12 protein-coding genes are annotated in these 22,426 nt (G+C 64.5%); 8 read left to right on the forward strand and 4 right to left on the reverse strand.

The window, feature by feature from the left end; translation table 11 throughout:
- The first annotated feature begins 63 nt into the window (after nt 1-63).
- Together P8A24_RS02695 and pgi are read left to right on the forward strand one after the other, a co-directional pair.
- Entirely contained in the window at nt 64-2,181 is a 2,118-nt protein-coding gene (locus P8A24_RS02695; RefSeq protein WP_278059471.1) for an alpha-amylase family glycosyl hydrolase, read from the forward strand.
- 238 nt (nt 2,182-2,419) lie between these two features.
- Complete coding sequence (pgi, locus tag P8A24_RS02700) at nt 2,420-4,063, forward strand: glucose-6-phosphate isomerase (protein ID WP_278059473.1); 1,644 nt, start codon at nt 2,420-2,422, stop codon at nt 4,061-4,063.
- A gap of 98 nt (nt 4,064-4,161) precedes the next feature.
- Here pgi and P8A24_RS02705 read toward each other — a convergent pair whose 3' ends face one another.
- Genes P8A24_RS02705 through P8A24_RS02720 form a run of 4 tightly spaced genes read right to left on the reverse strand, consistent with a single transcriptional unit; the run spans nt 4,162 to nt 8,018 of the window.
- Nucleotides 4,162-4,923, reverse strand: a complete 762-nt coding sequence (locus P8A24_RS02705) for an iron ABC transporter ATP-binding protein (protein WP_278059475.1) — start codon at nt 4,921-4,923, stop codon at nt 4,162-4,164.
- Complete coding sequence (locus P8A24_RS02710) at nt 4,920-6,047, reverse strand: iron chelate uptake ABC transporter family permease subunit (RefSeq protein WP_278059477.1); 1,128 nt, start codon at nt 6,045-6,047, stop codon at nt 4,920-4,922. Before P8A24_RS02710 ends, P8A24_RS02705 begins: the two co-directional genes overlap by 4 nt.
- Nucleotides 6,040-6,999 (reverse strand): ABC transporter permease, encoded by a 960-nt coding sequence (locus P8A24_RS02715; RefSeq protein ID WP_278059479.1) that lies wholly within the window; start codon nt 6,997-6,999, stop codon nt 6,040-6,042. The genes P8A24_RS02710 and P8A24_RS02715 overlap by 8 nt, the downstream gene beginning before the upstream one ends.
- Complete coding sequence (locus P8A24_RS02720; RefSeq protein WP_278059481.1) at nt 6,999-8,018, reverse strand: siderophore ABC transporter substrate-binding protein; 1,020 nt, start codon at nt 8,016-8,018, stop codon at nt 6,999-7,001. The genes P8A24_RS02715 and P8A24_RS02720 overlap by 1 nt, the downstream gene beginning before the upstream one ends.
- Nucleotides 8,019-8,299: 281 nt before the next feature.
- Between P8A24_RS02720 and P8A24_RS02725 the strand changes: the two genes are divergently transcribed.
- The 6 genes from P8A24_RS02725 to P8A24_RS02750 are packed head-to-tail and all read left to right on the forward strand — an operon-like array spanning nt 8,300 to nt 22,387.
- Nucleotides 8,300-9,148 carry a biotin--[acetyl-CoA-carboxylase] ligase gene (locus P8A24_RS02725; protein ID WP_278059483.1) on the forward strand — a complete coding sequence of 283 codons (849 nt, stop codon included), beginning with the start codon at nt 8,300-8,302 and terminating at the stop codon, nt 9,146-9,148.
- Nucleotides 9,145-10,881 carry an acetyl/propionyl/methylcrotonyl-CoA carboxylase subunit alpha gene (locus P8A24_RS02730; protein ID WP_278059485.1) on the forward strand — a complete coding sequence of 579 codons (1,737 nt, stop codon included), beginning with the start codon at nt 9,145-9,147 and terminating at the stop codon, nt 10,879-10,881. Before P8A24_RS02725 ends, P8A24_RS02730 begins: the two co-directional genes overlap by 4 nt.
- Before the next feature lie 3 nt (nt 10,882-10,884).
- Nucleotides 10,885-12,468 (forward strand): acyl-CoA carboxylase subunit beta, encoded by a 1,584-nt coding sequence (locus tag P8A24_RS02735; protein WP_278060169.1) that lies wholly within the window; start codon nt 10,885-10,887, stop codon nt 12,466-12,468.
- Between the two features lie 11 nt (nt 12,469-12,479).
- Entirely contained in the window at nt 12,480-21,392 is an 8,913-nt protein-coding gene (locus P8A24_RS02740) for a type I polyketide synthase (protein WP_278059487.1), read from the forward strand.
- Nucleotides 21,385-21,804 carry a holo-ACP synthase AcpS gene (gene acpS, locus P8A24_RS02745; RefSeq protein WP_307014712.1) on the forward strand — a complete coding sequence of 140 codons (420 nt, stop codon included), beginning with the start codon at nt 21,385-21,387 and terminating at the stop codon, nt 21,802-21,804. Before P8A24_RS02740 ends, acpS begins: the two co-directional genes overlap by 8 nt.
- On the forward strand, nt 21,797-22,387 hold the full coding sequence (locus tag P8A24_RS02750) for a TetR/AcrR family transcriptional regulator (protein WP_278059490.1): 591 nt from the start codon (nt 21,797-21,799) through the stop codon (nt 22,385-22,387). The genes acpS and P8A24_RS02750 overlap by 8 nt, the downstream gene beginning before the upstream one ends.
- The last annotated feature ends 39 nt before the right edge of the window (nt 22,388-22,426 follow it).

A 22,426-nucleotide genomic window follows, 5' to 3' on the forward strand; every position in this document is an offset into this window, starting at 1 on the left:
GTTGTGCCCGGATGCCGAAAGTCATGAACATCGAGATAATAGAGGGAGCATATTCAAGGAGGAATGATGAACAGATCCATCGCGATCGTCGGCGCGCTCTCGTTTGTGCTTGCGGCGTGTTCGAGCGGTACCCAGATGGCTGGCGGCGATCAGGAGATTTCAATCGACGGCGTCAGCTATCCGATCTACCTGGCGGGGCCGGCTACCCTCGAGGTGAAGGATGGACAGATCGTCAGTTCGGACATGGGTCAGGACGCTCCGAAAGCGGCCGCGCCGTTCCAGTCGAAAGCTGGGAACGAGCAATTTTACTTCGTGATGACGGATCGTTTCGCGAACGGCGATCCGAGTAATGATCGAGGCGGGCTCGAGGGCGATAAGCAGATAACAGGATTCGATCCCACCAATATGGGCTACTACCTGGGCGGAGATATCGCTGGCTTGGAGAAGAACCTCGATTACATTAAGGGGCTCGGAACCACGGCGATCTGGATCACGCCTCCTTTTAAAAACAAACCGGTTCAAGGTGATTCTGCCTCGTATCACGGGTACTGGATCCAGGATTTCACGCAGATCGATCCTCACTACGGCACGAAGGAGGAGATGAAGCGCTTCATCGATACTGCGCACGCCAAGGGGATGAAGGTGTATTTCGATATCATCACCAACCACACGGCGGACGTGATCTCCTACAAGGAGAACGAGTACCGGTACGTGGAGACGAAAGAGAAGCCGTACAAAGATGCGAACGGCACAGTGATCGACATCCACAAACTCGCGGGCAAGGAGTTCCCGAAGCTTGATCCGGCTTCCTCGTTCCCTTACACCCCGGTGGCGAAGGAAAAGAAAGTACCGCAGTGGCTCAATGACGTGACCTTGTACCACAACCGTGGCAACTCTACGTTTGATGGCGAATCGGCGGAGCTGGGCGATTTCGGCGGGCTGGACGATCTGATGACGGAGAACCCGAAGGTCGTTGATGGCATGGCCGAGATCTACACCGAGTGGATGAAGCTCGGGATCGATGGCTTCCGGATCGACACCGTCAAGCACGTGAATTTTGAGTTCTGGCAGGCGTTCATGGAGAAGATTGCAACCGCGGGCGGCGATGACTTCTTCACGTTCGGTGAGGTGTACGAGACCCGTGCTCAAAAGCTGGCGTCGTACCCGAGGGGCACGAAGATGAACGCGGTACTCGATTTTGCATTCCAGGCCGCGGCGACAGCGTGGGCGAAGGGTGGCCCGGCCTCAAGGCTCGCGGACGTGTTTGAAAGCGATGCGCTCTTCACTACGGATCATTCCTCGGCGGGAGATCTGCCCACGTTCCTCGGGAACCACGATATGGGCCGCGCAGCCCAAATGGTGGGCCAGGATCCGGCGGCGTTCAAGCTGGCTCACGCGCTGATGTTTCTCACTCGTGGCCAGCCGGTGGTCTATTATGGCGACGAACAGGGCTTCGTTGGGGGCGGTAACGATAAGATCGCCCGCCAGCCGATGTTCGCTACGCAGGTGGAGATGTACCGTTCGCAGAAGTTGCTTAACGGTAGTGATTTCGGGTCAGGTCCGCACATGTCCACGAACACGCCCGAGTACGCGTTCATTTCCGAGCTCGGCAAACTCCGCCGTGAGCATCCGGCACTCTCGGATGGCGTGCAGTTCGAGCAACTGGAGGAGGGCGGCGTGTATGCGTTCGCACGCCTCGATCCGGCGCAGGGCACCGAATATCTCGTGGTGGTGAACAATGGCGCGGCCACGAAGGTTACCGTTCCGCCCCTCACGGAGGGGCAGTTTTCCAAGGTCTGGGCGCTCGGTGAAGCTCCGGCGTCGGCAAGTGCGAACGGCAAGGGGCTCGAGGTGAGTGTTCCGCAGAAGGGTGCGGTGGTCTACAAGGCGGCCTCGAAGGCGCCAGTTGCGAAGGGTGCGCCGAAGCTTGCCACGTCCGACGACGGCGGCACGGTCACTTTGACGGCGACGCTCGGCAAGGGTGTGGCTCCGGTGAGCTTCGCGTGGCGTGCGGTTGGTACGAAGGAATGGCATACGCTGGGGGCTGCGTACGCGCCGAACGCCCGCGTCGTTCACGACGTGAGCGGGCAGAAGGAAAACCTTGCGATCGAATATCGTGCCACGAATGGGGACGAGGGCACCTCGGTGATCCATATCCTCGGCGGGCCTGATCAGCAATAAGGTTTCCCGACACCGGCTGGTGCTCGGTGGGATAGTGGAAGCTATTGTCGCTGAGTGCTGAGTGCTGAGTGCTGAGTGCTGAGTGCTGAGTGCTGAGTGTTGGGTGCTGGGTGCGGGGGAGAATGGCGCGGCTGTGCGGGCGGCAACGAGGGGTGAATGCCTGGACGTTCGGCCCGCTAACTTGAGGTGGAAATGCGCTAAAATTCTTGCCGGAACTGACACACCAAAGGAGAAAAAGTTGGACGTTACCGCAACTGAAGCATGGGGCCGCCTGGGTGCGCTCCGCGATTCCCTGAACGTGAACTTCCGCGAGTGGTTCGCGAATGATCCCGAGCGTGGTGAGAAGCTGGTCTTCACCGCCGGTGATCTCTACGTGGATCTGACGAAGAGCTACCTTACTGACGAGATCGTGGATGCGCTTCTCAAGCTCGCTGAGGAAGTTGACGTGGATGGCAAGCGCGAGGCCATGTACCGTGGCGACGTCATCAACGTGACCGAAGGCCGTTCGGTGCTCCACACGGCGCTGCGTCGCCCGCGTGAAGATTCGCTCGAAGTGGCTGGCCGCGATGTAGTGGCCGACGTTCACGGGGTGCTCGATCGTATCGATGCTTTCGCGAAGAAGGTCCGTTCAGGCGAGTGGGTCGGCGTGACCGGCAAGCCGATCGAAACGGTTGTGAACATCGGTATCGGCGGCTCGGATCTCGGCCCTGTGATGGCATACGAGGCGCTTCGTCCGTATGTGAAGCCGGGCCTCGAAGTTCGTTTCGTGTCCAACATCGATCCCACTGATATTGGTGAGACAGTGTCGGATCTCGATCCTGAGACCACGTTGTTCATCGTGGCCTCAAAGACCTTCACCACGCTCGAAACCCTCACCAATGCACGCCAGGCTCGCACCTGGTTGCTTGAGAGCCTCAAGGCGAAGGGGATCGACGCCGACGGCGCAGTGGCGAAGCACTTCGTGGCTGTGTCGACGAACCTCGAGAAGGTTGCGGAGTTTGGCATCGATCCACAGAATGCTTTCGGTTTCTGGGATTGGGTTGGCGGCCGCTACTCGGTGGATTCGGCTGTTGGCACGTCGCTTGCTGTGGCGATTGGCCCGGAGAACTTCCGTAACTTCCTCGCCGGCTTCCACATGATGGATGTGCACTTCGCGAAGGCCCCGGCCCGCCGCAACGTGCCGCTCCTCATGGGCCTGCTCAACGTGTTCTACACGAACTTCATGGGTGCGGCCACGCACGCGGTGCTCCCGTACTCGCAGTACATGCACCGTTTCCCGGCCTACCTCCAGCAGCTCACGATGGAGTCCAACGGCAAGCGCGTCAAGGCGGACGGCTCGGAGGTGAACACCACTACGGGCGAAGTCTTCTGGGGTGAGCCAGGCACGAACGGCCAGCATGCCTTCTACCAGCTGATCCACCAGGGCACCCAGCTGATTCCGGCCGATTTCATCGCCTTCGCGAACCCCACCTTCGCACTGAAAGACGGCGAGAACGATCAGCACGAGCTGTTCCTCGGTAACTTCTTCGCGCAGACCAAGGCCCTCGCCTTCGGCAAGACTGCCGATGAAGTGCGCGCCGAGGGCACCCGCGAAGAGATCGTCTCAGCGCGCGTTTTCCCGGGTAACAAGCCGTCGGCGTCGATCATGGCTCCGGCGCTCACGCCGTCGGTTCTCGGCCAGCTGATCGCTCTCTATGAGCACATCACCTTCGTTGAAGGCGTTGTGTGGGGCATCGATTCCTTCGACCAGTGGGGCGTGGAGCTCGGCAAACAGATGGCGAAGGAGCTCACGGGCGCAGTCGCTGGCGATGCTGAGGCCATCAAGGCCCAAGATCTGTCAACCCGCGGCCTGATCGAGTACTACCGCTCGCACCGCCGCTGACAAGCAATGCCCTAAACGACTCGAACGGGGGTGAGAAGCGAATCGCTTCTCACCCCCGTTCAGCATTTGGAGCCGTTGCGTTCGGCCTGCGCCGCTCCTCACGAAAAGTAGGAGCACAAAATCTTGCCGTCGGCGTCGCGGCCCACCCGCACGGGCGTGCCAAAAATCTCGCTCAGCGTGGCGTCGGTGCAGATCTCGTCTGGTGCGCCGGCCGCAACCACACTGCCGTCGCGCATCGCAATAATGTGGTCGGCGTAGCGGGCAGCGAAGTTGATGTCGTGCACCACCATCACAACAGTGCGCCCGAGTTCGTCTCCAGCCCGGCGTAACTGACGCATCATCGCAACCGAGTGCTGCATGTCGAGGTTGTTGAGCGGCTCGTCGAGCAGCACATACTCGGTATCCTGCGCCAGCACCATCGCCACGTAGGCGCGCTGGCGCTGCCCGCCCGAAAGTTGATCGAGGAACCGGCCCTGTAAATCCTCAAGCCCGAGAAAACGGATCGCGGCGGTAATCTGCGCCTCGTCGTCGGCGGTGAGGCGCCCACCCGAGTACGGGAAGCGGCCAAAGCTTACCAATTGTCGCACCGTGAGCCGCGTGACGAAGTGGTTTTCCTGCCGCAGGATCGCAAGCACGCGAGCCAGCTGGGACGACGGCGTTGTAGCAACGTCGCGCCCGCCAACGGTGATCGTGCCCGAATTAGGTGTCTGCAACCGGCCGATCATCGTCAAGAGTGTAGATTTCCCGGCGCCGTTCGGACCAACGAGCACGGTAATCCCGCCGCTCGGGATCACCTCAGAAACAGGGCCGATGGTGACGGACTTGGAATAGCTGCGTGTCACGGAATCGAGAACGATCATCGCATGCCTTTCTTCACAATAATCACAAGGAACGTAAGCCCGCCGATGAGCTCGATCAGAACGGTCACCGCGCCGCCGGCGTAAAACACGTGCTTGAGCACGAAGTATGCGCTGGAGAGCACCGCAACTCCCACGCCGATCCCGACGGGAAACAGCACGCGGTGGTCATGCGTACCTGCGAGCAAATAAGCGAGCTGAGCGATAAGGAAACCGAGGAACATCATCGGGCCAACAAGTGAGGTGGTCACCGCCATGAGCACGGCGATCAGCGCGAGCGTGGTGACGAGTTCGCGCCGGTGATCCACGCCCAGCGCAGTGGCGATGTCGCGCCCGAGTGCCACAGTGTTCAGACGGCGCGAACGCGCGAGGAGCACACACACCACGCCAATCACCAACGGAACGGCGAGTGCAAGATTTGCAGTATCGGCGTTGGAAATGTTGCCAAAAAGCCGGGCTGTGAGCACGTCGTAGGTGGCAGGATCCAGGAGGCGCTGCAAGAAGCTCGACAGCGAACCGAGCGCTGTGCCGAGCAGTACGCCCACGAGCAGCATCATGTGAAGATTTCCGAGTTTTCCGCCAAGCAGCCACGCGTACAAAAGCCCCGCGAACACCACCATCACTGCCACTTGGCCGAGGAACGCGAGCGGATGATCGAGCACGGTCGCGCCGGCGATCCCGAGCGCGAAAACCGTGAGCGTGGAGACCAGCACGTACAGCGCCTCGAATCCCATGATTGAGGGTGTGAGCAGGCGATTGCCCGTCACCGTATGGAACGCGATCGTGGAAACGCTATGGCTGGCCGCCACGAGCAGGATCACGATCACGCTCTGCGCCCGCATCGCGGCGATGAGCCGCCACCCTTCGCTGCCGAACTCGGCAGGATTTCCCCAGCTGAGAATCCCGACGAGGGCCACTAGGCAGGTCAGTGCAATCGCGCTCGCCGCGACGATTGCTCGCCGACGGTGCGTGTGCGAGGCGAACACCGACGTCGTCGGTTCGCCTCCTGCCGGTTCAGTAACGTTCGTACCCGACGCCGGCGCGCCAGCCGCGCCCGAGGTGCCGCCCGACGCCGGCGCGCCAGCCGCCTCGCGTGGCGCGGCCCGCTTGCGGAGCAAGTTACCCATGACGCCGCCTCCATTCGAGTAGTGCAATGAAACCGAAGGAACCGAGTACGGCCAGGCTCATTGCGGCGGGGATTTCGAAGGGTGCGATCACGATCCGCCCGAAAATATCGCACACCAGCACCAGGCTGATGCCCGCCAGGCACACCCAGGGGAGGTTGGTTCGCAGGTTGTCGCCGCGCGCGATCGAGACCAGGTTTGGCACGATCAAGCCGAGGAACGGCAGCGAGCCAACCACAACGGAAACGACGCCGGTCACGACCGCAACGATGGCCACGCCGGCCAGCATGACGCGCCGGTAGTTCAGGCCAACGTTCGTGGCGATTTCTTCGCCGAGCCCGGCAACGGTGAACCTGTCGGCGAGGTACCAGGCGGCGATCATTGCGCCCGCGACGATCCACAACAGTTCGTACCGCCCGCGTTCGATGAGTCCGAAGGAGCCGGTGAACCAGATGCCCAGGCTCTGTAACAGGTTGAATTCGAGGGCGAGGAACGTGGAAAAAGCGCTCACCACCGCGCCGAGCATGATGCCTACGATTGGCACGATGAGCGCAGATCGCAAGGGGAGGCGGCGGAGCAAGGAGAAGAAGATGAGCGTGCCGGCGAATGCGAACGCAATCGCGATCATCATGCGTACAGGGATCTGGGCGCCCGGGAACGCGATGAGCGCCACGAGTAGCCCGAGCCCGGCCCATTCGAGCGTGCCCGTGGTGGTGGGCTCAACGAACCGGTTTTGCGCCATGAGCTGCATGATCAGACCGGCGATCGCCATCGATCCGCCGGCGAGCACGATGGCGATCGTGCGCGGAACGCGAGTGATCAAGAAAATCTCCCAGCCGCCGTCGGCGCCCGCGACGTCGTACACGCCGGTTGCGAGCGAGAGGCAGGCAAGCGCGGCGGTGACGACGGCGGCGAGGGCGAGTCGACGGCGGCTGGACGTGGCGTTTTCAGGCATTACTTGGCGGCCTCAAACGCTTTCGCAATGTCGTTAATGAACTGGGTGTACAAAATGATGTCTTCAGAGAGGTAGAAGCCGTCCGGAGCCACGATGATCTGGTTCTTTGCCACGGCCGGAACCTTGGCAAGCGCGGCGGATCCCTTGATCACGTCGAGGGCGGGCACCACAGCGGAGCCGTCCTTTTTCCCAACCGCTTGGTCGCGGTCGAGCACAACCAGCCACTCGGGCTTCGCCGCTGCGATCGCTTCGATGGAGACGTCGTCACCTTCGTGATCCGTTGAGCCTGTGGAATCGAGGGCTGGGGTCAGGCCGAGCATCGGGAAGAGCGGGCCAACCGAGCGGCCGTTGCGCGGAGCGGCGTAGTTGATCGAACCACCGGAAACGATCAGGCCCATCACCTTGTGTGTGGGGTTGTATGCCTTTTTTGCGCGCTCGATCGCGGTATGGAAATCGTTGATCAGTGAACTCGCTTCAGCTTCTTTGTGGAAGATCTTTCCGAGCAACTCAACCTGGATCGGGAAATACTTCTCGTGTGGCATGTCCTTGGGGCGGTTTGTGTCGATGAATGCGGCATCCTTGCCCAGGAGGGGGCGGATTGTCTTTTCTTGGCCGGCGTAGCGCTGACCGTTGATCACCAGGTCCGGTTTCGCGGCCACGAGCGCTTCGAGGTTTGGCTCGCGGTGATTGCCCATATCGGCCACCGACTGGTCGCCGATGTAGGGAGCATGCACCTTCTTATCCATGATTTTCTTCGGGGCGGCGGAGAGCTTCACTCCCCAGTTTTGAAGGATCTGGAAGGAGCGGTTGTCAGTGGCGACGACGGAGGCGGGGTTGCTGGGAACGGTCACCGACTTTCCAGAGAGATCGGTGACGGTGACTGCCTGGGACTTTTGGTGAGCGCCGGACATTGGCATGTTCGAGAAGGTCGAGCTTGCCGAGCAAGCCGCGAGGGTGAGGGTGAGTGAGGCGATCGATGCGGTTATAGCAAGTTTTTTCCACGCTGAAGTGAGTGTCATGTCGGCCTTTCGTTGGTCGGTGGGGGATGGCGCTGTTTGCGACAGATGAAAACCTTATCTGAGCCGTTCTAATTTAGCAAGGTGAACGTTGCGTAAATCGTCAGCGCGAGGAAACCGGAGCGCGCTCCCCAATTCCGTGAGCTTCTGCGTGAATTAGGAATCCTAGTTACGGTTGGGTAAGTTGGTGTTACAGTGGGAGAATCCGGAGTGCGCTCCGCTTTGGTTTTCGTCGCAAATTCGCAACGGCGGCTGGCGGGCGCAACTCGAGTTGAAGGAGCCTCATGACATACGAACCTGTCGCAAACTCGGCGGCGTCGGCCCTGGCCAGCGCCCAGTTGTACACCCCCGTCACAGGCTCCACCCAAGACGACGCCCGCGCCTGGTACGTACGCGAGGACATCCCGTCGCTGACCGTCCTCTCCGCCGGCCACCAAACAGCCGGCCGCGGCCGCGTTGGCCGCACCTGGGAAGATCGGCCCGACGCCGGTGTGCTCTCCACGATCGTGCTGACCGTGCCCGATACCCCCGAAAACCGCGATGAGATCGGCTGGCTCACGCTCATGGTGGCCATTGCCGCGCGCGCTGCGGTAGCGGAAACCGGCGGTGAGAGCGCCGTGGCCGAGATCAAGTGGCCCAATGACATCGTGATCAACCGCGAGGCGTGTCGCGATGCTCACCGCCACTTCAAGATCGGCGGGATCCTTGGCGAGCTCCTCGGTGTGCGAGGTGGCGTCATCACCTGTGCAATCGGCGTGGGCATCAACGTGAACCAGGGGATCGGTGAGATCCCGCAGCTGGCCACGTCGATGCGGCTCGCGTTCGGACCGCACACCCTCGGCGCGGCCGACGCCGTGCTGGCCGGCATTCTGCGCCGCCTGCGCGGCATGCTCCCCGCGTGGATCAGCGGCGGCGCAGGCCGCAACGCTGAGCTTCGCGCCGAGCTCACGGCTCATAGCGCCGATCTCAATCATGCGGTGACGGTGCGTTTTGCCGACGGCGAGGAGGTAGCGGGATACGCCCGCGAGATCAGCGCCGACGGCTCACTTCAACTCGATACTCCCTCCGGCCCAGTGGCGATCACCCCCGCGGACGTTGCGATGTTCGCGGCCGAAGAATGGGAGAACGAATGAAAATTTTTGTGGCGAACAGGTCGGAGATCGCCGAGCGCGTGATCCGCACTGCCCACGATCTCGGGCATACGGTAGCGGTCGGCTACTCGGATTCGGACCGCGAAGCCCGATTCGTGCGCATGGCCGACGAAGCCTACGCCCTCGGCGGCACCACCACAGCCGAGACGTACATGAACGCCGACAAGCTCGTGGCGCTTGCGGTGCGCGTCGGCGCCGACGCCCTCCACCCGGGATACGGCTTCCTGTCCGAGGTTGCCTCCTTCGCGGCCGCCGTTGAGGAAGCCGGGATCACCTGGATCGGCCCGTCGTCGAAGGTCCTCGCAGCTTTGGGGGATAAGATTTCGGCCCGTCAGATCGCCGAAAAGGCTGGAGTCTCGCCGGTGCCCGGAATCTCGCACTCGATCGCCTCGCGCACCGAGCTCGAGGCTTTCGTTGCGGCTCACGGCTACCCGGTGGTGACGAAGAAGGCCGACGGCGGTGGCGGCCATGGCATCACAATCATCCGTAGCGTTTCCGACGTTGATCTGTTCTTCGCCGTGAACGGCCACAACCTCGGTGCGTTCTTCGTGGAGAAGTTCCTTGAGCATGCCCACCATGTTGAGACCCAGTCGATGCGCGACTCCAACGGAAAGTTCGCCGTGGTTTCCACGCGCGATTGCTCGATCCAGCGCCGCAACCAGAAGCTCATCGAAGAGGCGCCGGCTCCGGGACTGTCGGCGGCCGTCGTCGCCGAGCTCGAACGCGCCTCGCGTGCCCTGTTCGACACCGTCGGCTACGAGGGCCTGGGAACGTGCGAGTTCCTCATCGAGGGCGAGAACGTGTACTTCATGGAGGTCAACCCGCGCCTGCAGGTCGAGCACACGGTTTCGGAGGAGGTCTCCGGGCTGGACCTGGTCGAGCAGCAGATTGCGATTGCTCAAGGCAAGCCGGCCGCCGACGTCGGTGCGCCGCATGCCCACTCCTTCGAGTTCCGTATCAACGCCGAAAATCCCTCGCTCGGCATGCGCCCGGCCTACGGGAAGATCCGTCACCTTGCGTGGCCGCTCGGCCATGGCGTACGCATCGAATCGGGAATCGCAGAGGGCGACGTCGTTACCGCCGATTTTGATCCGATGCTCGCCAAAGTGATCGTCACCGGCCCGACGCGCGAGGCCGCTATCGCACGTTCGAAGCGCGCGCTTTCGGAGCTCGTGCTCGACGGCGTGGCTAACGGCGTGCAGCTCTACCGTGACGTTCTCTCGCACCCGGATTTTGCTAACAACAATTTCTCCACCCGTTGGTTCGAAGAATCCTTCCTGCCGGCCTGGATCGAAAAGCATCCGTCGGCTCCGGAAGAACTCGAGCCCGAAGCTCCGACCGAGCGTCGTGAGACCTTCACGATTGAGATCGATGGCAAGCGAGTGACCCTCACGCTCCCGCAAGAAATGTTCGGCAGCGCTAACCGCGCGCAGGCGCCAGCTCAGGCACGCCGTCGTCGCTCGTCCTCGCCGGCTCGCCGCGCGGTGCTCGGGGAAAGCTCAAACGGCGAGGTGGCCTCGCCGATGCAGGCGATCGTGGTGCGAGTGCTCGTGGAGGAAGGCGCCGAGGTAGCCGAAGGTGATCTGCTCGTGGTGCTCGAATCGATGAAGATGGAGAGCTACGTGCGTGCCCCGCGCGACGGCGTGGTCAAAGCCGTCTCCGTGGCCGACGGCCAGACCGTAGCCGCTGGCGAGATCCTCGTGAAGATTGGATAAGTGATGAGCAACCAGCCATTTTTGAACGAAAAAATCTCGATCGACACCTCCGATCACGTGGCCGATCGTGCACGGTTCGTCGCCCAGCTCCAGCACCTCGTCAACACTGCCGAAGAGAAGGCCGCCGCCCGCCAGCATCCCAAGGGCAAGGGAACCGCGCGCGAGCGCATTGCTGCTCTCGTCGATTCCGGCTCTTTCGTGGAAACCGGCCAGTTCATGGGCGGAAACGTGGCTGAGGGATTCTCGGGCGCGGCCGTGATCACGGGCCTGGGGCGGATCGACGGCCGCCAGGTGGCCGTGTATGCGCAGGATTTCTCGGTGCGTGGCGGCACTCTGGGAGAGGCCGAGGGCAACAAGATCATTGCGATCATGCAACAGGCCCTGAAGCTGCGCATTCCCGTGATCGGCATGCTTGATTCGGGCGGCGCCCGCATCCAAGACGGCGTGGTAGCGCTCGGCCAGTACGGGCGGATTTTCAAGCTTTCGGTGGAGGCCTCGGGCGTGATCCCGCAGATCTCTCTGATCCTTGGCCCGTGTGCGGGCGGCGCCGTGTATTCGCCAGCGCTCACGGACTTTATCGTGATGACGAAGGCGAACTCCCACATGTTCGTCACCGGCCCCGACGTCGTGCGCGCCACGACCGGCGAGGAGGTGAGTTTCGCCGATCTCGGGGGAGCGGAGGTTCACAACCACCGCTCGGGCGTTGCCCACTACTTGGCCGACGACGAAGCCGACGCGATCGACTTCACTCGCGCCCTCCTGTCCTACCTTCCGTCCAATTCGGCGCAGGCCGCGCCGCACTATGACTATGCCCCCGAAGGGGTGTCTGCGGAGGTCGCGGACCTGGTCCCGGCGTCGTCGAAACAGCCCTACGACATGACCGAAGTGATCGCGCAGATCACCGACTACGGCGAGTTCCTGCAAGTCCACGAGGGATTCGCGCGCTCGATCCTCACTGGCTTCGCAGCGTTCGAAGGCCGCGCCGTGGGAATCGTGGCGAACCAGCCGATGGTCGATGCGGGAACGCTTGATGTGGACGCCTCGGAGAAGGCCGCCCGCTTCGTGCAGTTCTGTGACGCGTTCAATATCCCGGTGGTCACGCTCGTGGACGTGCCGGGCTACCGGCCCGGAACCGAGCAGGAGCAAGCCGGCATCATTCGCCGCGGAGCGAAGTTGATCTGGTCGTACGCCTCGGCCACCGTCCCGCTCGTCACCGTGGTGTTGCGTAAGGCCTACGGCGGCGCGGAGATCGTGATGGGTTCGAAATCCCTCGGAGGCGATATGGTCTACGCCTGGCCGAGCGCCGAAATCGCGGTGCTCGGAGCCGATGGCGCCGTCTCGATCCTGCACCGCCGCGAGCTCGCCGCCGCTCGCGAGGCCGGAAACGAGGCCGAAGTGCGCGGCGCGCTCATGGCCGACTACACGGAAAAGAACGTTAACCCCCTGCTGTCGGTGGCGCGTGGAGAAATCGACGCGATTATCGACCCGGATCAGACGCGTGCCACGATCGTCGCATCGCTGGCCGCACTCGCCACCAAGACCGCAACACCCGCCCATGCGCGCAAGCACGGCAACATGCCGATGTGAGAAGGAGTAACATGGAATCTCTTGCAACTCAGCTGAAGAACACCCCCTACATCGCACTGTTTGGCGGCCAGGCCACGCCGTGGTTCGCAGCCCTGCGCGAGTCAGCATCCCAGCCGGTCACCGCGCACCGCGTGAGCGACCTGATGACCCGCTCGGACACGCTGCTCGCGCCCGTGCTCGGCGAACTGAATCAGATCGCCGGCGGCCCGCTCGATCTGCTCAGCGCCGACACGGCCGAGCCGTTCGCTTCTGTGCCCGGTATCCTGCTCACTCAGATGCTCGCCTTCCACGAGCTAGCCCTGCCCATGCCTGCCGTGGCAATCGGCCACTCGCAGGGGGTGCTCGCCGCCGATTTTGTGCGCGGCGACGACGACACGCAGCTTTTCGCCCTGGCCCGGCTGATCGGCGCTGCAGCAACCTTCATGACTCGCATGGCTGGCGCGACGCCGGTGGGGGAGCGCACGCCGATGGCTTCCGTTCGGGGCATCACCGAAGAGGAGCTCCGCGCCGCGCTCGCCGCTCATCCGGATGTGGATCTTGCGATCCGTAATGGTCACCGTTTCTTCACCGTCTCCGGGCGTCCGGCAGATCTTGCGGCGCTTGAGGCAACGCTTGCTTCGGTGTCGGCGGCCGCAACCGCGCGCCGCGAAAACAAGGAGGTCGGTGGAAACCCGCGCGTCGCCGTCGTCGAGTTCCTGCCTGTTGCCGCTCCGTTCCACTCGCGCCTCCTCGAGGCTGCCGTTGCGCAGGTCGAGGCGTGGGCGCGGGCCGCGGGCCTCACGATCGACGTCGAACGCTTGGCTCGCGCCGTGCTCACCGACCACATCCGCTTCGATGAGGAGATGGCGGCAGCGTGTGACACCGGTGCGCAGTGGATCGTCGATTTCGGCCCCGGCAACGCGCTGAACTCGATCACCCAGGGACTGATCGCCGGCCGCGGGGTCGGCCTGGCGAACGCCGGAACAGCGACGGCACGTGATCGGATCGTCACCCCTGGCTACGAGTGGGAGCGCGGGGCCGATTGGAGCGATTTCGCGCCGCGCGTGGCCAGCGTGGGCGGGAAAACCGTGCTCGATACGCGTTTCTCGCGCCTGACGGGCCGCTCGCCGATCCTCCTTGCGGGCATGACCCCAACCACGGTAGAGCCGGAGATCGTGGCCGCGGCTGCGAACGCCGGCTACTGGGCCGAGCTCGCCGGCGGCGGGCAGGTCACGGAGGCGATCTTCCTCGAGCATGTGCGCCAGTTGGAAGAGCAGCTCGAGCCGGGCCGTGCCGTCCAGTTCAACACCATGTTCATGGACCCGTACCTGTGGGGGTTGCACTTCGGCCGCGAGCGCGTGGTTTCGCGTGAGCGTGCCAACGGCGCACCGTTCGACGGCGTCGTGATTTCGGCCGGTATTCCGCCGCTCGAGGAGGCTGCCGACGTCGTGGTGCAGCTGCGTGCCAGCGGTTTCCCGTATGTGACGTTCAAGCCGGGCACGGTGGCCCAGATCCGCACGGTGCTCGCGATTGCGAAGGAGATTCCGGATACGCCGGTGATTATCCAGGTGGAGGACGGTCGCGCGGGCGGCCACCACAGCTGGGAAGACATGGAGGGCCTGCTCGCTCCCACGTATGGCGATATCCGCGCGCTGCCAAACACGGTGCTCGTGGTGGGCGGCGGCCTGGGTGTGCCCGAGCACGCGGCAACGTTCCTCACCGGTACGTGGGCGGAAAAGTTTGGTGCCCAGCGCATGCCGGTGGACGGCATCCTTGTGGGCACGGCCGCGATGGCCGCAAAGGAGGCGCACACCTCGCCACAGGTCAAGCAACTCCTCGCTGAGCTCCCGGGAGTGGAGGGCAATGACGGCTGGGTGGCCTCGGGCTCGGCCGGCCAGGGGATCACCTCGGGCCTGTCGCACCTGCTGGCAGATATTCACGAGGTCGATAATGCCTCGGCCGCTGCCGGCCGCCTGATCCTGTCGCTTCAGGGCAAGCCCGCCGAGCGCGAGGCTCGCCGCGGCGAGATCATTGAGGCGCTCGCCCGCACTGCGAAGCCGTACTTCGGTGACGTTTCGGAGATGACGTACGAGCAGGTGCTGCGCCGCTACGTGGAGCTCGCGTTCCCGTGGGTGGATATTATCTTTACTCAGCGTTTCCACGACATGCTTCAGCGTTTCGAGGCACGCTTGAACCCGGCCGACCACGGCCGCATCGACACGCTGTTCCCGGATGTGGAGAGCGCCTCCGATCCGCAAGCTGCGCTTGCTCGCCTCCTCGAGGCGTACCCGAACGCGGCCACCACGTACGTGACCGCCTCTGACGCGGCCTGGTTTATTGAGGAGTGCCGCACGTACCCCAAGCCGGTGCCGTTCGTGCCGGCGATTGACGACTCACTGTTGCGCTGGTGGGCGTCGGACAACCTGTGGCAGTCGCACGACGCGCGCTACAGCGCTGATTCGGTGCGGATCATCCCGGGCCCGGTTTCGGTTGCGGGTATCACCTCGGTGGACGAGCCGGTGGCGGACATCTTGGCTCGATTCGAGCGCGTTGCCGTCGACGCCGTTGGGGGAGAAGCAACCGAGCGCTTCACGCGCATGGCGGCCACTCCGGCCGAGCTTCTCGCAACAGTTCCACACATCTTGTGGCACGGGCGCCTGGTGGCAAACCCGGCCACGGTGGTCGATTCCTACGAGCTGGTGGAAACCGAGCGAGGCGCGGATATGATCATCCGTTTCGACGCCCCCGCCGGCGCCTCCCACGTTGCCACCTCGCTCACGGTTCCGCTGATCCTGCCCAACGCCGTCGCCGACGGCGGTGCGGCGGTTGTCGACGACGCCCGCCTGGACGACACGATGCGCGAGCTCCTGGCCCAGATCGCGGGAGTTGGCGCGGCGAACCCGATGGGCGACGTCGTGGGCGAGCTGCCCGCCGTCACCCCGGTGGAGGGCGCGCCGTTCGGCGAGGCCCGCTACTCCTTCACGTACGGAAAGCGCCTGGGCGTGCTTCACGCCGGCGTCACCGCGAACACGCTTCGCGGCGTCGCGCCCGCCCCGGTGGTGCCCTCCGCGCTACTTGGCATGGCCTGGCCCGCGATTTACGCGGCGTTCGGCTCGGCCCGCCACGGCGGCGAACTTGTACTCGAGGGCTTCCTCGGCGTGGTCCACCTCGACCACGCCGAGCGCCTCGACACTCGCCGCCTTCGCGAAGGCTCGCGCATCGACGTCGCCTCCCGCGCCCTCGAAGTTGAAGATTCCGCCTCCGGGCGCGTGGTCACCGTGGTCACCGAGCTTCACGACGCCGGATCCCACCTTGGCACTTTCACGGATCGTTTCGCGATCCGCGGCCGCGCCGAAGGCACAGCTGGCGTGAGCGAGCCGTCGGTTGCTGGCGGCGAGTGGGACGTGATCGAGACGAAGCGTTCGCGCCTGCGAACGCTCACCGCCACGGCGCCGTCGTCAATGTATGCGTTCGCGCAGGTCTCAGGTGATTACAACCCGATCCACACCTCGCACGTTGCCGCGAACCTCGCCGGGCTTGACGCACCGATCGTGCACGGCATGTGGCTGGATGCCGCGGCCCAGCACGCGGTGATGGGCGAGCACGGCCACCAGATCCTGGGCTGGACGTACCGCATGTACGGCATGGTCCAGCTCGGCGACATCGTGGAGATCACGGTCGATCGCGTGGGTCGCATCAACGGTGGTGGCCTCATGCTGGAAGTCACTGCGAAGGTCGATGGCAATGTTGTCTCGGTGGCATCCGCCGCCGTCGCCGGTCCGCGAACCGCCTACGTTTACCCAGGCCAAGGTATCCAGAAGCAGGGGATGACCCTCGATCAGCGTGCCTCGAGCGCCGCGATCAACGCCGTGTGGGAGCGCGCAGACGCTCACACCCGTGCCTCGCTCGGCTTCTCGATCCTCGCCGTCGTGCGCGACAACCCGGCCACGCTGACGGCCAAGGGAGTGACGTACCGCCACCCGAAGGGTGTGCTCAACCTGACCCAGTTCACCCAGGTCGCGCTCGCAACCGTGGCCTTTGCGCAGACCGAGCAGCTACGCACGGCCTGCGCGATCGAGGCGGGCTCGTACTTCGCGGGCCACTCGCTGGGCGAATACAACGCGCTGTGTGCATACGGACAGATCATGGAGCTCGAGACGGTACTCGACATCGTCTTCTACCGCGGCTCCACGATGCATAACCTCGTGCCGCGCAACGCCGACGGCTCCTCGAACTACCGGCTCGGCGCGCTCCGCCCGAACCAGTTTGGCGTTTCCGACGCCGACGTCACGGCTTACGTGGCATCCGTTGCGGCCGCGAGCGGCGAGTTCCTCGAGATCGTGAACTACAACCTCATGGACGAGCAGTACGCCGTGGCCGGCACGGTAGCGGGCCTCGAGGCGCTCGCGGCCGATGCGGCGGCGCGTGCCGAGGCGGCCGGCGGCCGCCGCGCGTTTATGCTCATCCCGGGCATCGACGTGCCATTCCACTCCAGCGCCCTGCGCGATGGTGTGGACGAGTTCCGCACACTCCTCGATTCGCTTCTCCCGCGCCATATTTCGCTGGAGGCGCTGGAGAATAAGTATGTGCCGAATCTCGTGGCGCGCCCGTTTGCGCTCACTCGCGAGTTCCTCGAAGCCGTTGTAGCCGCATCTGATTCGCGTTACGTGGCCGATCTGCTTGCGCGCTGGGAGAGCGTGGACGTGGCGGCCGAGCGTGACGCGCTCACGCGCGGAGTGCTCATCGAGCTACTTGCCTACCAGTTTGCCTCTCCGGTGCGCTGGATCGAAACGCAGGATCTCCTTTTCCGCGAGCGCGGCATCGAGCGCCTGGTTGAGGTTGGGCTCGGCGAGTCGCCAACCTTGGCGAACATGGCAGCGAAGACTCTCAAGAAGCCGGCGTTTGCGGGCTGCGACGTCGAGGTGCTCAACCTCGGCCGCGATACGGCCCGCGTGATGAACGACGACGTTATCGAGCCGCCGTCGCAGGTGGTCGAGGAGCCGGAGCAGGCGAGCGAGCCGACGCCTGTGGTCGAGGCGCCTTCCGCACCGGCCCCCACGGCGCCCGCGCCTGTTGCTCCGACGTCGTCGGGCCCGGTTCCCGACGTACCGCTCACAGCAGCCGACGCCCTGCGCATCCTCCTGGCCTGGGAAAACAAGGTCACGTTGGAGCAGGTCGGTGACGCTGACACGCTCGAGACCCTCACCGGTGGCGTCTCCTCAAAGCGCAACCAGGTGCTCATGGACATGTCTGCCGAGCTACAGCTACCCTCAATCGACGGCGCTGCTGACATGCCGGTGTCTCAGCTTGCCGCGCAGGTGGGCACGCTCGCGCACTCCTACCGACCGTTCGGGCAGGTGCTCTCCGACGCCGTCGCCGACCGCCTGCGCCGACTGTTCGGCGCGGCGGGCGTGAAACCCACGCACGTGGCCGATCGCGTGGCCAGCGCATGGGAGCTCGGCGAGGGTTGGGCCGCATGGGCTAGCGCAGTGCTCCTTCTCGAGACCCGCGAGGGAACCTCGACCCGTGGCGGCGAACTCGCAACGCTCGGAACCGACGCCCCGACGTCGGCGGGCGCGGTCGATGCGCTGATCGACTCCGCGGTGGAGCGCGTTGGCGCGATCCACGCGGTGGCCGTGGCGAAGCCGCAGGCCGGCGGCGCGGCTGGTGGCGTGGTGGATTCCGCCGCGCTCGACGCCTTCTCAGCGAAAATCACCGACGCGCTCGCGGCGAACGCCCGCGATCTGCTCGCGCGCCTGGGCAAACTCGAGCAGCGTGCTCAGACCGTGGCCGAGCCCGATACCCTCATGGAAACTGTTGCAAGCGAGCTCGGCCAGAAGTGGCCCGAGATCGTCGAGCCACACTTCGACACGGCGAAGGCCGTGCGCCTCTCCGATCGCTTCGCGACCGCCCGCGAGGACGTGGCACGCATCGCGAACGGCGAGGACGTGGAGGCGAACTTCCTTGGAACCGGCGAGGCCGTGGCACTCCAGGCCGAGTTTGAGGCGGACCGCGCGGCAAGCGATTCCTTGCGCTCGCGCCTGGAGATGATCGCTCGCGACGCACGCACCACCGAGCCCGGCGAGCTGGCAGGAAAGGTAGCTGTGGTGACGGGCATGACTCCGGCGTCGATCGCCGGAGGCGTGGTTCGCGAGTTGCTCTCGCGCGGTGCCACGGTGATCGCCACCGCCTCGAACATTTCGACGAAGCGTCTGCTCGCTACCCGGCAGATGTACCGCACGTCGGCCCGCGGCGGCGCCGAGCTGTGGCTCGTTCCCGCCAACCTCGCCTCCTACCGCGATATCGACGCGCTCGCGGAGTGGATCGGCGCTGAAGCAACGGAAACCGTGAACGGTAAGGCCCAGCTGATCAAGCCCGCGCTCACGCCGGATCTGTTCTTCCCGTTCGCGGCCCCGCCCGTGTTTGGCACGATGGACGCGGCCGGCCCGGATACCGAGGTTCACGCCCGCATCATGTTGTGGGGTGTGGAGCGCCTGCTCACGCGCCTGGCTGTGATCGGTGCGGATTGGGACACCGAACACCGCATGCACGTGGTGCTGCCAGGCTCACCCAACCGCGGACTGTTCGGCGGTGATGGCGGCTACGGCGAGGTGAAGGCCGCGTTCGACGCGATCCTTAACAAGTGGCGTGTAGAGCCGTGGGGTAAGCGCACCACGATCGCTCGTGCACGCATCGGTTGGGTGCGTGGCACTGGACTGATGGGCGGAAACGATCCGCTCGTGGCTGAGGTCGAACGCCAGGGCGTCACCACGTTCTCCACGGAGGAAATGGCTGCCAAGCTCATGAAACTCGCGAACGGTTCGGCTCGCGCACAGGCGCTGTCCGCTCCGATCGACGCCGATCTCACCGGCGGCCTTGGAGCGATTGACTTCGCCGCGCTGCTCGCCGCGAAGGGCGCACCGGCGTCGTCGGATGTACCTGCGGACGCACCGCAACTTGCGGCCCTGCCGAACGCTGCCGAGGTGGCGTTGCCCGCCTCGCGCGAGGGCGACTGGGCTGGAGTCACGGCTCGGCCGGAGGAGCAGATCGTGATCGTCGGTTACGGCGAGGTTGGCACGTGGGGTAGCTCGCGTACGCGCCTCGCGGCCGAGCTCGGAGTCCAGGCTGACGGCACGTTCGAGCTCACCGCCGCCGGCGTGCTCGAACTCGCTTGGGGGATGGGCCTGCTGACCTGGCACGACACTCCGAAGGCGGGCTGGTACACAACGGACGACGAGTGGGTGGACGAATCGGACATCTACGATCGTTACCTCGACGAGGTGGTGGCCCGCAGCGGTATCCGCACGCTCTCGGACCGCGACACGATCGCGGGCCAAGGCGTGAACGACGCCGCCACCGTGTTCCTTGACCGAGCGGTCACGTTCACTGCGGCAAACGAGGCTGAGGCACAGGCGTATGTGGCGGCGGATCCGCAGTTCACGTCGGCTGCGCTGGTGGATGGCGAATGGCAGGTCACGCGCCTCAAGGGCGCCACCGCGCTGGTGCCGAAGCGCACTGCGATCTCGCGCTACGTGGCGGGCCAGATGCCTGAAGGTTTTGACCCCCAGCGCTGGGGCATCCCGGCCTCCATGCTGGAGAACGCGGATCTGATGGCCGCGTGGAACCTGGTGACGGCGGTGGATGCGTTCCTTTCCTCGGGCTTCACTCCCGCCGAGCTGCTCGCGGCCGTGCACCCCACCCAGGTTGCCTCCACGCAGGGCACGGGCTTTGGCGGTATGGAATCAATCCGCAAGCTGTTCCTCGAGCGTTTCCGCGGCGAGAACATCCCGCAGGACACGCTCCAAGAGACCCTTGCGAACGTGATCGCGGCTCACACGATGCAAGCGTACGTGGGCGGCTACGGTTCGATGATCCAGCCGGTCTCAGCGTGTGCAACGGCAGCCGTCTCGCTCGAGGAAGGCGTGGACAAAATCCGCCTCGGCAAGGCCACGTTTGCAGTGACGGGTGCGATCGACGCGCTCTCGGCCGAATCGCTCGAGGGCTTCGGTCTGATGAACGCCACGGCGTCCAGCGCGGCGATGGACGCCAAGGGCATCAACCACCGCTTCTTCTCGCGCGCAGGCGACCTGCGCCGAGGCGGCTTCGTGGAAGCCGAGGGCGGCGGAACCGTACTGATTGCCCGCGGTGATCTTGCGCTTGAGCTCGGCCTGCCGGTGTACGGCGTGGTTGGCTATGTGCAAAGCTTCGCCGACGGCGCCCATACCTCGATCCCTGCGCCTGGCCTTGGAGCGCTCGGTGCGGGCTTGGGCGGTACAGAATCGGCGCTGGCTCGCCAGTTGCGCGCGCTCGGAGTATCCGCCGAGGACGTCGCCGTCGTCTCCAAGCACGACACGTCCACGAACGCCAACGATCCGAACGAGGCCGAGCTGCATGCCCGGCTCGCGAAGGCGATCGGGCGCAGCGCGGGCAACCCGCTGTACGTGATCTCGCAAAAGACGCTCACGGGCCATGCGAAGGGTGGAGCTGCGCTCTTCCAGATCGCGGGCTTGACCCAGGTGTTCGCCTCCGGTGTGATCCCGGCGAACCGTGCGCTGGACAACCTCGATCCGGTGTTCGAAGAGGACGATTACCTCGTGTGGCTGCGCGATCCGCTCGATCTGGGTAAGCGCCGCACGGTCAAGGCGGCGATGGCATCCTCGCTCGGGTTCGGGCATGTTTCGTCGATCGTGGCGCTCGTCCACCCGGGTGCGTTCGAGGCGTCCGTTGTGAAGGCTCACGGCGAGGAGGCGCTCGCGGCGTGGCGTGAGCGCTCGCTCGCGCGCCGCCGCGCCGGCCACGAGCGTATCGAAGCGGGCATGATGGGGCACGCGCCTCTCTTCGAGGAGATCGAAGGCCGCCATTTCCGTGGCGATGCGCATGCCGCTGAGGTGCGCATGCTCCTTGATCCGGCGGCCCGGCTCGGGAAGAACGGCTACTATGCCTGAAATCACGGGCCTTGGCATCGACCTGGTGTACATCCCGGAATTCATCGCCCAGATGAATGAGCCGGGCACGCAGCTCGCGCGGGCCTTCCACCCGCGCGAGCTGCGGCTCGCCACCGCGCGTGCGGCAGCCACCGGGCGCGAGCCGGCCTACCACCTGGCCGGCCGCTGGGCCGCAAAAGAGGCATTCATCAAAGCCTGGTCGTCGGAGTTTTTCGGCGAGCCGCCACGCCTTGCGGACCCGGTCGACTGGGCGCAGGTGTGGGTGGAATCCGACGCCTGGAACCGGCCGCGACTCGTCCTCGAAGGCGAACTTGCGGCCGGCGTCGGGAACGTCACCACCCACGTCTCGATCAGCCATGACGGAGAGTACGCCACTGCCGTCGTCAGCCTGGAAAGGAAAACTCATGGGTAAGCGCGAAGAACGCAAACGCGACGACCACGCGAAGATCCTTACCGCCGCGCGCGAGCTGATGCAACGCGACGGATTCGACACCGTCACTACCGAGCAGCTCGCCGCCGCGGCGGGAGTCTCCACTGGCACACTGTTTCGCCAGATCGGGTGCAAGGCAGATCTGCTGATCGAGCTGTTCCTCATCAGCTTGAAAGACCGCGAGCTACCCGACGGCGAGATTGCGTCCTTGGACGACGCCGTCGCTCAAGTGATCGCCGTTGTCGATCCGTTCGTCGCGATCTCCACCTCGCGCCCAGATAACGCAATCGCTCTCCAGCGCGAAGTGATCGGCGGCTCCTCCCCGCGAGTACGTGAGTTTATCTCCTATGTGCAGTCGTTCGAGGCGTCGATCGGGGCGGCCCTCACCCGTGCCCGCAAGGCCGGAGTACTCAACATTTCCGACGACGACGTCGTTCCGCTCGCGCACGCGATCTACGGCTCGCTGTACATGGACTTCCTTCAGGTCTCCACCGGCCGTGTCCAGATGGAGGCCCTGAGGGAAACGATGGTGGCGTCCGTGAGGTTCATCCTCGAGCGTCTCTAAGCCGTGGGCCGCCCCAGCCGATGCCGTAGAATAGCGCAC

This window comes from Arcanobacterium wilhelmae (assembly GCF_029632765.1).
In the GTDB taxonomy this organism is placed as follows: domain Bacteria; phylum Actinomycetota; class Actinomycetes; order Actinomycetales; family Actinomycetaceae; genus Arcanobacterium; species Arcanobacterium wilhelmae.

What these genes read in the sequence shown, in the direction of transcription:
- P8A24_RS02695 (WP_278059471.1), top strand. Translation starts at nt 64, where the DNA reads ATGATGAACAGATCCATCGCGATCGTCGGCGCGCTCTCGTTTGTGCTT.
- P8A24_RS02705 (WP_278059475.1), bottom strand. Translation starts at nt 4,923, where the DNA reads ATGATCGTTCTCGATTCCGTGACACGCAGCTATTCCAAGTCCGTCACC.
- P8A24_RS02710 (WP_278059477.1), bottom strand. Translation starts at nt 6,047, where the DNA reads ATGGGTAACTTGCTCCGCAAGCGGGCCGCGCCACGCGAGGCGGCTGGC.
- P8A24_RS02715 (WP_278059479.1), bottom strand. Translation starts at nt 6,999, where the DNA reads ATGCCTGAAAACGCCACGTCCAGCCGCCGTCGACTCGCCCTCGCCGCC.
- P8A24_RS02720 (WP_278059481.1), bottom strand. Translation starts at nt 8,018, where the DNA reads ATGACACTCACTTCAGCGTGGAAAAAACTTGCTATAACCGCATCGATC.
- P8A24_RS02725 (WP_278059483.1), top strand. Translation starts at nt 8,300, where the DNA reads ATGACATACGAACCTGTCGCAAACTCGGCGGCGTCGGCCCTGGCCAGC.
- P8A24_RS02730 (WP_278059485.1), top strand. Translation starts at nt 9,145, where the DNA reads ATGAAAATTTTTGTGGCGAACAGGTCGGAGATCGCCGAGCGCGTGATC.
- P8A24_RS02735 (WP_278060169.1), top strand. Translation starts at nt 10,885, where the DNA reads ATGAGCAACCAGCCATTTTTGAACGAAAAAATCTCGATCGACACCTCC.
- P8A24_RS02740 (WP_278059487.1), top strand. Translation starts at nt 12,480, where the DNA reads ATGGAATCTCTTGCAACTCAGCTGAAGAACACCCCCTACATCGCACTG.
- acpS (WP_307014712.1), top strand. Translation starts at nt 21,385, where the DNA reads ATGCCTGAAATCACGGGCCTTGGCATCGACCTGGTGTACATCCCGGAA.
- P8A24_RS02750 (WP_278059490.1), top strand. Translation starts at nt 21,797, where the DNA reads ATGGGTAAGCGCGAAGAACGCAAACGCGACGACCACGCGAAGATCCTT.